The 8244-nt window shown below is 69.4% G+C and carries 9 protein-coding genes; 6 read left to right on the top strand and 3 right to left on the bottom strand.

Annotated features, from left to right (window positions below; translation table 11 throughout):
- The coding region (locus tag ABTZ43_RS16285; protein WP_502885420.1) for a sensor histidine kinase at positions 1–922 on the bottom strand (922 nt) is incomplete at its 3' end.
- A gap of 144 nt (positions 923–1066) precedes the next feature.
- Between ABTZ43_RS16285 and ABTZ43_RS16280 the strand changes: the two genes are divergently transcribed.
- The gene (locus tag ABTZ43_RS16280; RefSeq protein WP_056416651.1) at positions 1067–2611 is read left to right on the top strand and encodes a CitMHS family transporter; all 1545 of its coding nucleotides are present in this window, start codon (positions 1067–1069) and stop codon (positions 2609–2611) included.
- Between the two features lie 124 nt (positions 2612–2735).
- Here ABTZ43_RS16280 and epsC read toward each other — a convergent pair whose 3' ends face one another.
- Positions 2736–3305, bottom strand: a complete 570-nt coding sequence (gene epsC / locus ABTZ43_RS16275; protein ID WP_149423254.1) for a serine O-acetyltransferase EpsC — start codon at positions 3303–3305, stop codon at positions 2736–2738.
- An 8-nt stretch (positions 3306–3313) separates the two neighbouring features.
- The gene (cysK, locus tag ABTZ43_RS16270) at positions 3314–4252 is read right to left on the bottom strand and encodes a cysteine synthase A (protein WP_056416659.1); all 939 of its coding nucleotides are present in this window, start codon (positions 4250–4252) and stop codon (positions 3314–3316) included.
- A 99-nt stretch (positions 4253–4351) separates the two neighbouring features.
- Here cysK and prmC point away from each other — a divergent pair, with 99 nt between their 5' ends.
- The 5 genes from prmC to ABTZ43_RS16245 form a co-directional block, all read left to right on the top strand.
- Positions 4352–5212: a peptide chain release factor N(5)-glutamine methyltransferase gene (gene prmC, locus ABTZ43_RS16265; RefSeq protein ID WP_350539536.1), complete on the top strand. Its 861-nt coding sequence runs from the start codon at positions 4352–4354 to the stop codon at positions 5210–5212.
- A gap of 46 nt (positions 5213–5258) precedes the next feature.
- The gene (locus tag ABTZ43_RS16260) at positions 5259–5996 is read left to right on the top strand and encodes an L-threonylcarbamoyladenylate synthase (RefSeq protein ID WP_350539535.1); all 738 of its coding nucleotides are present in this window, start codon (positions 5259–5261) and stop codon (positions 5994–5996) included.
- Positions 5993–7165, top strand: a complete 1173-nt coding sequence (locus tag ABTZ43_RS16255; RefSeq protein WP_149423252.1) for an MraY family glycosyltransferase — start codon at positions 5993–5995, stop codon at positions 7163–7165. Before ABTZ43_RS16260 ends, ABTZ43_RS16255 begins: the two co-directional genes overlap by 4 nt.
- Complete coding sequence (locus tag ABTZ43_RS16250; RefSeq protein WP_350539534.1) at positions 7162–7737, top strand: Cg1360 family ATP-synthase-associated protein; 576 nt, start codon at positions 7162–7164, stop codon at positions 7735–7737. Before ABTZ43_RS16255 ends, ABTZ43_RS16250 begins: the two co-directional genes overlap by 4 nt.
- 221 nt (positions 7738–7958) lie before the next feature.
- The coding region (locus ABTZ43_RS16245; RefSeq protein WP_350539533.1) for a F0F1 ATP synthase subunit A at positions 7959–8244 on the top strand (286 nt) is incomplete at its 3' end.

The following is an 8244-nucleotide window of genomic DNA, read 5'->3' as shown; positions in this document are numbered from 1 at the left end:
CGGCGCGCTCGACAGGCCGTGAATCCAGATAGAGCACGCGCTCGTCGATCACGGCGCTGGAGCGCGCCACGGTGCCCGAGGCCGTCTCGAGGAGCACCGGTGGCAGCCCCAGCTCGACGAGCGGGCGACCCACCGGGGCGTGGATGCCCAGCATCCGGTCGGCGGCGGCGTTGCTCACTCGCACGATGCCCTCGGTGTCGACCGCGAGCACGCCGTCGTCCACGCCGTCCAGCACCGCGGTCTGGTTCTGCACGAGCGCGACGAGCTCTTCCGGCTGCACGCCGAACGTCAACCGCTCCCAGCGTCGGCGCAGGAGCAGGAACGCGAGCACGGACAGGGCCAGGGCGCCCACCGCGGTGAGTCCGATGACGCCGAGCAACGGGGGCAGGTCGTCGAACACGCCGGTGCGCTCGAAGCCGACGCTGATCTCTCCGACGGGGGTGCCGTGCGCATCCCGCACGGGCACCTTGGCGCGCGCCGATTCGCCGAGCGTGCCGGTCTGCCACTCGACGACCTCGTTGCCGGCGAGCACATCGGCGAACGGTGTGCTCACGACCTCGCCGATGCGCGCGCTGGTGGGATGCGCGAGACGGATGCCGTCTTCGTCCGTGATCACGACGAAGAGCGCTCCGGTGCGGGCCGCGACATCGAGAGCAGTGCGCTGCAGGTCGCCGTTCCTCAGACTCTCGGCATCCGGTGGCTCGCTCGATGCGGAGACGCGAGCGACTTCGGTGCGCACCTGCGGGTCTTCGGCGAGGGTCCTGGCGATGCCGAGGGCGGTGGACTGCGCCTCGGCGCGCAGCTGCTGCACGGCGAGGGCGAGGTACACGCCCGTGCACAGGGCGACGACGAGCGCGACGGCCGCGAGCTGCAGCAGCAGCGCGCGGGTCGCGAACCGCCATCTGGTCGGTGTCTTCGACACGGGGGCTCCCTTCGCGCAATATGCGCAGAAGTCACGCTACGCGCATAACGCCCGGGAATGCGGGATACCGCACGCCGACGCGCCGGATTGCCTACTCTCGTCAGGATCCGTCGAAGTGGACGGACCCGACGAAGGAGTCACCGTATGCCCGATGCACTCACCGGCCTGTTCGCGGCCGCCGACGAGGCACCCACGTATGACGTGGCGTTCGTGCCGCCGGAGTGGGTCCTGGTCCTGCTCGGATTCACCATGGTGCTGGCGTTCATGACGCTCATCATGACCAAGAGGCTGACCCCGATGGTCGCCCTGATCCTCGTGCCCACCGTGTTCGGTCTGTTCGCGGGCGCCGGGCTCGGGCTCGGCGACATGATCCTCGACTCGATCTCCACGATGGCGCCGACCGCGGCGCTGCTCATGTTCGCCATCATGTTCTTCGGGATCATGATCGACGTCGGACTGTTCGACCCGCTGATCCGCCTGATCACGCGGCTGCTCGGCGACGACCCGGCGAAGGTCGTGCTGGGCACCGCGATCCTGGCGGGTGCGGTGTCGCTGGACGGCGACGGGTCGACGACCTTCATCATCACCACCTCGGCCATGCTGCCCATCTACCTGCGACTCGGCATGAGCCCCGTGGTCCTCACCTGCGTCGCGGGCCTGATGAACGGCACGCTGAACATCGTGCCCTGGGGCGGCCCCACCGTGCGGGCGGCGACAGCGCTCGGTCTGCAGCCGACCGACATCTTCGTCCCGATGCTTCCGGCCCTGGGCGTCGGCATCCTGGTGACGTTGAGCTTCGCCTGGCTGCTCGGGCTGGGGGAGCGCCGCCGCCTCGGCCGTCTCGACTCCGCCGGGCTGCTCACGGGAGGCGAGGGCGGCGCGCTGTCGACCGTCCCGAAGATCTTCCGCGGATCCGACGCGAAGCCCGGCGCCCGTGCGGCGCTGCGCACCGGCAACATCGTCGTGGTCGCCGGCGGTCGTGCCCCCGTGCCCGCCGCAAGCGTCGACCCTGCGGACACCGCGATGGCGGACACCATGCTCGACCCCGCGCGGCCGACCCTGCGTCCGAAGCTGATCTGGTTCAACCTGGTGCTGACGCTCGCGGTGATGGTGCTGCTGATCCTCGACATCATGCCCCTCCCGTACGTGTTCATGGTCGGTGCGGGAATCGCTCTGCTCGTGAACTTCCGCGGCATCAAGGATCAGGCGTCCGAGATCGTCGCCCATGCTCCGAGCATCGTCGGCGTCGTGTCGATGGTCATCGCGGCCGGTGTGCTGGTCGGCGTGCTGTCGGGCACGGGCATGGTCGATGCTATGGCGACGTGGATCACCGATGTCCTGCCTCCCTCGCTCGGACCGTTCCTCGCGCCGATCACAGGGGTGCTGTCGATCCCGTTCACGTTCTTCATGTCGAACGACGCGTTCTACTACGGCATCCTGCCCGTGCTCTCGCAGAGTGCGGCGGCATACGGGATCGACCCGGTGGAGATGGCCCGCGCATCGATCATCGGGCAGCCGGTGCACCTGCAGAGCCCGCTCGTCCCGGCCATCCTGCTGCTCGTCTCGCTGGCCGGGGTGAACCTCGGCGACCACCACCGCAAGGTGCTCTGGCGCGCGACGATCGTGTCTCTGGTGATGCTGGCGATCGGCATCGTCTCCGGAGCGATCCCGTTCTTCGTGGCTCAGTGACGCCGCGCCTGCGGAAGCACTGACCGGCGCACCCGAGGAGTCTGCGACGCCGCGTGACGACCGTGATCCACGGTCGCCGCGCGGCGTCGATCGGCGCTGCCGGGATGCGATACCGGGCGCCGACTCAGATCGAGTACTCGGGAGCGGTGAGCATGGCGCGGGTGTCTTCGCCGCGCAGTCGAGCGCGAGGTTTGGCCGGCACTCCGACCAGGACGCTGTCGGCCGGTGCATCGCGGGTGACGACGGCGTTGGCCCCCACCACCGATCCCTCGCCGATCGTGACGGGTCCGAGGATCTTCGCGCCGGCGCCGACCGCGACCCCGTCGCCGAGAGTGGGATGCCGTTTGCCCGCGTCGCGGGTGCGACCGCCCAGCGTCACCCCGTGATAGAGCATGACGTCGTCACCCACCTCGGCGGTCTCGCCGATGACGACGCCCATGCCGTGGTCGATGAAGAACCGTCGGCCGATGCGCGCGCCCGGGTGGATCTCGATGCCGGTGAGCCACCGCGAGACCTGCGAGATCGCCCGGGCGGGCAGACGCAGGCCGCGTCGCCACAGGCGGTGCGAGACCCGGTGCGCCCAGATCGCGTGCAGACCCGGATACAGCAGCGCCACCTCGGCGGCGCTGCGTGCCGCGGGGTCGCGGAGACGTGCCGCCGCGACGTCCTCGCGCATTCGACCGATCATGCTCATCGAGCGGGTCAGGACTCGAGAAGGTTCTCGTACAGGGCGGTCGAGAGGTACCGCTCGCCGAACGAGGGGATGATGACGACGATGGTCTTGCCCGCGGCCTCGGGGCGCTGCGCGACCTGCAGAGCGGCCCAGATCGCGGCACCGCTCGACATGCCGACCAGGATTCCCTCTCTGCTCGCGGTCTCGCGTGCGACGCGGATGGCGTCGTCGAAGGTGACGTCGATGACCTCGTCGAGGATGTCGCGGTCGAGGATGGGCGGCACGAAGTTCGGTCCGATCCCCTGGATCTTGTGCGGTCCGGGGTGTCCCTCGGTGAGGATGGGGGAGTCCTTGGGCTCGACGGCGACGATCTGCACGCCCGGGACGCGCTCCTTGAGCACCTGGCCGACGCCGGTGATCGTTCCGCCGGTGCCGATGCCGGCGACGAGGTAGTCGACGGAGCCGTCCGTGTCGCGCAGGATCTCCTCGGCCGTGGTGCGACGGTGGATCGCGGGGTTCGCCTCGTTGGCGAACTGCTTCGCCAGCACGGCACCCGGTGTGCGGGCGGCGATGGCCTCCGCCTCGGCGATCGCATGCGTCATCCCCTTGGTGGGGTCGGTGAGGACGAGCTCGGCGCCGAAGGCCTTCAGCAGCATGCGCCGCTCCTTCGACATCGACGCGGGCATCGTGAGGATCACCGAGTAGCCGCGCGCGGCGCCGACCATCGCGAGCGCGATGCCGGTGTTGCCGCTGGTCGCCTCCACGATCGTGCCCCCGGGCTTCAGCTCGCCCGAGGCCTCCGCGGCATCGACGATCGCGATGCCGAGGCGGTCCTTGACGCTGGAGGCCGGGTTGTAGAACTCGAGCTTCGCGAGCACGGTCGCACCGAGGCCCTCGGTGACGCGGTTCAGGCGTACCAGGGGGGTGTTGCCGAACGCGGACGTGATGTCGGAGTGGATACCGGGCATGGAGGAGCCTTCCTGTGCGGGGTGACTGCGCCTCCAGCCTAGGCGAGCGGCCCCGGGGGTCGGGCAGTATGACGCCTTTCCGCGCTCTACGCTTGACCCATGCCCGACATCTCCCTCGCCTCGGCGGTGCGCACGGCCACCGCCCGCCTCGCGGAGGCCGGCGTGCCCGATCCCCTCGTCGACGCCGAGCTCCTGGCCGGACATCTCCTGGGGCTGCGGCGCGGGGAGGTGCAGGCCGCCCTCATCCGCGGCGACGCCCTGAGCGCTGAGATCGAGAGTGCGCTGGATGCCGTGGTCGCCCGGAGGGCGGCACGGGAACCGCTGCAGCACATCACCGGGGTCGCTCCGTTCCGACACCTCGAACTCGCCGTCGGCCCCGGGGTCTTCGTGCCTCGCCCCGAGACCGAGACGGTCGTGCAGTACGCGATCGACGCGCTGCTGGGCTCCGCGCTCCCCGCCCCCATCGCCGTCGATCTCGGCACCGGCAGCGGTGCGATCGCGCTCGCGATGGCCACCGAGGTCCCGCATGCGCGTGTGTTCGCCGCGGAGCTCTCTCCGGACGCGTACCCGTGGGCCGTGCGCAACACGGCAGGCGTCGAGAACCTCACGCTCGTCAACGATGATCTCGCTCATGCGTTCCGCGAGCTCGACGGCACCGCATCCGTGGTCATCTCCAACCCGCCGTACGTGCCGGATGCGGCGATCCCGCGTGATCCCGAGGTGCGCCTGTTCGACCCGTCGATGGCACTGTACGGGGGCGCGGACGGCCTCGACCTGGTGCGGGTGCTGAGCGTTCGGGCGGCCGAGCTGCTGCACCCCGGCGGGCTCCTCGTGATCGAGCACGGCGAGCTGCAGGGCGAGGAGATCCGCGGCATCCTGACCCGAGACGGATGGCGCGCTGCCGCGACGCATCGCGACCTCACCCTCCGCGACAGGGCGACGACCGCTCTGCGCCCCTGATCGCGGACACGAATTCCCCAGGCACCCCGGCTAGAATCGGAACGTCATGTCCTCCATCTTCGATTGCGGCGACGAGGCCCAGCTTCTCGCCGGGATGCGCCACGCACGTCAGGCGATCAGCCGCGGCGAGCTCATCGTGATGCCCACCGACACCGTCTACGGGGTCGCCGCCGACGCCTTCTCGCCGGCGGCGGTGCAGCGACTGCTCGATGCCAAGGGCCGCGGCCGCAACCAGCCCCCGCCCGTGCTCGTCGGCTCGAAGGAGGTCGTGCACGCGCTCGCGGAGTCCGTGCCCGAACCCGTGCAGCGCCTCATCGACGCCTTCTGGCCCGGTGGGCTGACCATCGTCCTGCCCGCCCAGCCCTCCCTCGTGTGGGATCTCGGCGACACCGAGGGGACGGTCGCGATCCGGATGCCGGAGGGTCGGGTCGCCCTCGAACTGCTCGCCGAGACCGGGCCGCTCGCGGTCTCCAGCGCCAACCTCACCGGCCGCGACGCGGCGATCTCGGCGCTCGACGCCGAGCGGATGCTGGGCGACAGCGTGTCGGTCTACCTCGCCGACGGACTCAGCCGTGACGGGATCGCGTCGACGATCATCGATGCCACCTCGCTCGTGCCGCGCGGGGCCGAGCCGACGACGGGCGGAGTGCGCATCCTCCGCGACGGCGCGGTCAGCCGCGAACGGCTCGAAGAGGTCCTCGGAGACCTGCTCGAACCCGCGGAATCGGCAGCGGACGCGGAGTCGGCAGCGGACGCGGAGTCGGCAGCGGACGCGGAGTCGTGAGCCAGTACCTCCTCACGATCCTCGTGACCGCCGCGATCACCTTCGCGCTCACCTGGGCGGTCTGGAAGCTGAGTCTGCGCTACAAGCTGTACCCCGGCATCCGGGAGCGCGACGTGCACACCACGCCCACGCCGAGGCTCGGCGGGGTGGCGATCTTCCTCGGCATCGCCGCGGCCATCGGCTTCTCGGCGCTGAACCCGTTCTTCGCGAACATGTGGATGCCGCCGCAGACCATGTGGTCCATCCTCGCCGCCGCGCTGCTCATCGCGATCATCGGCGTCGTCGACGACCTCTGGGACCTCGACTGGATGATCAAGCTCGGCGCGCAGTTCCTCGCCGCAGGGATCATCACGGTGGGCGGGGGACTGCAGATCCTGTCGCTGCCCTTCGGCGACCTGATCGTGTTCTCCAGCTGGCTGAGCATCACGATCACGATGTTCGCGATCGTGATCGTGATGAACGCGGTCAACTTCATCGACGGGCTCGACGGTCTCGTCGCCGGGGTCTGCCTGATCGCGAACGGCGTCTTCTTCGCGTACTCCTACATCCTCACCCGCGACACCGGCGCCTCCAGCTACTTCAACCTCGCCTCCTTCCTCGCCGCCGTCCTCATCGGCGCCTGCATCGGCTTCCTGCCGTTCAACTGGAGTCCGGCGAAGCTCTTCATGGGCGACTCCGGTGCTCTGGTGCTCGGGCTGCTGATGGCGACGTCCGCCATCGCCGTGACCGGCCAGCTCGAGCCCTCCGCTCTCGATCCCGAGCGGCTCGGGCGCTCGCAGCTGCTGGGTGCGTTCATCCCGATCCTGCTGCCCCTGCTGGTCGTGCTGCTCCCGCTCCTCGACTTCGGCCTCGCGGTGCTTCGCCGCGTGCACGCCGGCAAGTCGCCGTTCTCGCCGGACCGCAAGCATCTGCACCACCGCATGCTCGACCTCGGGCACCGCGATCGCGATGCCGTGCTGATCTTCTACGCCTGGACGGCCGTGATCTCGCTCGCGGTGCTGCTGATGTACGTCGGTGCGCGCGAGGACTGGCCCGGCCAGTATCTCCCCGGTGTGCTGTTCGGTGTGGTCGGCATCGCCGCCTGCCTCGTCATCACCCTTCTTCCCACTCGCCGGCGCACGACCGCGGCGACCGCCGACACCGACCCGACACCCGTGGAGTCCCCGTGAGCCCGAACCCCGTATCCAGCAACCCGATCCTGCGCAGGACCCTGATCTGGTCCGCCCTGTCGATGGTCGTCCTCGCGATCGTCGCCGGCGGCATCGGCCTGCTCGTCGACGGGGGAGAGGGGCTGGTCAGCGGTCTCCTCGGTGTCGTCCTGGCGATGCTGTTCCTCGGCATCACCGCCCTGAGCATCCTGATCGCCAACCGCTGGTTCGGGGATCCGCTCTACGTCCAGCTCTTCTTCGCGATCGTGCTGGGCGGCTGGCTGCTCAAGCTCGGCCTGTTCGTCGTCATCATGATCGTGCTGAGCGGGCAGCCGTGGGTGAGCCCCATGGTGTTCTTCCTGTCGATCGTCACCGGCGTCGTCGCCACGCTCGTGATCGACGTGATCGTGATCACGCGCATGCGCCTTCCGCACGTGTCCGATGCGTCGCTGCCCTCGGAGGCCCCGACCGACCAGGCCCCGGGCGTGCAGCTGCCGACCGTCGCACCGGAGGATCGCGCTCCCGGACGGCACAACCTCATCCAGGACTCCCCGGTCACGGATACCCCTGCCGAGGACGGCCCGCGGTCTTAGGGAACCCTCATACTCTGATAGTGTTGACGAGTGCCCGCCGCTCGCCCGCGAGCGCTTGCGCTTGAAGCACACCGACCATCGTCGCCCCGGTTTTTTCCGGTGCCCCGAAGCTGGAGCACGCGCTGTTCAATCTTGCTGCGAACCTGACGCCCCGACTCGCCACTGACGGCGAGTTCCACGGACCTTCGATCGACGAGTTCTTCCCGGAGATCCTCTTCAACGTGGCGGGCATCCCCGTCCACCGGATCCACCTGGTCCAGTTCATCGCCGTCGTGGCGGTGGTCCTCATCCTGGTGCTCGGCACCCGTCGGATGAAGGTCGTCCCCGGACGCTTCCAGAGCGTCGTCGAGATGGGGCTGGACTTCGTCCGCGGCAACATCGCGCACGACCTGCTCGGTCGCAAGGACGGCAACCGATTCCTGCCGATCCTCACCACGATCTTCTTCATGGTGCTGTTCATGAACATCACGGGAATCATCCCGTTCCTGAACATCGCGGGAACGAGCA

The sequence above is a fragment of the Microbacterium sp. NPDC097977 genome (genome assembly GCF_040302605.1).
Lineage (GTDB): Bacteria > Actinomycetota > Actinomycetes > Actinomycetales > Microbacteriaceae > Microbacterium.
The sequence above is the reverse complement of the archived record's forward strand: the minus strand, read 5'-3'. Positions and strand labels throughout refer to the sequence as shown.

Bases quoted from the DNA above. Each gene is read 5' to 3' on its own strand.
- ABTZ43_RS16280 (WP_056416651.1), top strand. From the start codon at position 1,067: ATGCCCGATGCACTCACCGGCCTGTTCGCGGCCGCCGACGAGGCACCC.
- epsC (WP_149423254.1), bottom strand. From the start codon at position 3,305: ATGAGCATGATCGGTCGAATGCGCGAGGACGTCGCGGCGGCACGTCTC.
- cysK (WP_056416659.1), bottom strand. From the start codon at position 4,252: ATGCCCGGTATCCACTCCGACATCACGTCCGCGTTCGGCAACACCCCC.
- prmC (WP_350539536.1), top strand. From the start codon at position 4,352: ATGCCCGACATCTCCCTCGCCTCGGCGGTGCGCACGGCCACCGCCCGC.
- ABTZ43_RS16260 (WP_350539535.1), top strand. From the start codon at position 5,259: ATGTCCTCCATCTTCGATTGCGGCGACGAGGCCCAGCTTCTCGCCGGG.